General features: G+C 76.3%; 1 protein-coding gene. It reads right to left on the bottom strand.

Features of this window, described 5'->3' with window-relative positions:
* Positions 1 to 527, bottom strand: a 527-nt coding sequence (locus GH736_RS24230; RefSeq protein WP_456236785.1) for an amidohydrolase family protein, incomplete at both ends; no start/stop codon positions are given.

Raw genomic sequence — 527 nt, 5'->3', positions numbered from 1 at the left:
CCGGCGGACGCCAGCAGGGCGAGCTCGGCCGGGTTCACGCCGAGCGGCTGGTCCCCGTTGCCGAGGTCGGTGCCGTAGAGCACCCGGCCGCCGGCGGCGGCGAAGCGGCGAAGGTTGTCGGCCGCCCGTTCGGCGTCGGGCGTCGCCTCGCCGTAGCCGGCGACGTACAGCGTCGAGATCCAGCGCTGTCCCATCGCGACGGCCCGCGCGATCAGCGCGTCGTCGACGACCTCGGTGAAGGGCGTGTGCGCGAGCGTGTCGACGCCCGCGTCGACGGCGAGCCGCGTCATCCCGTCGCCCTCGACGTGGGCCACGACGGGCAGGTCCAGGCGGCGGGCGGCCGCGACGATGGCGTCGAGGGTCGCCCGGTCGAACACCGGTCCTGCGACCGCGTTGAGGGCGACCTTGATGGCGGATGCCCCGAACGCGCGCTGCTCGCTCACCGCGGTCTCGGCGGCTGACGGCAGGGCCGACCGTCCGTCGCCGTGCTCGGCGGCGATCTCGCGGGCGCACCCGGGTGCCGCCCA

The organism is Agromyces humi, from assembly GCF_009720255.1.
Taxonomy (GTDB): domain Bacteria; phylum Actinomycetota; class Actinomycetes; order Actinomycetales; family Microbacteriaceae; genus Agromyces; species Agromyces humi.
This window is presented reverse-complemented; position numbering and strand designations above follow the sequence as displayed.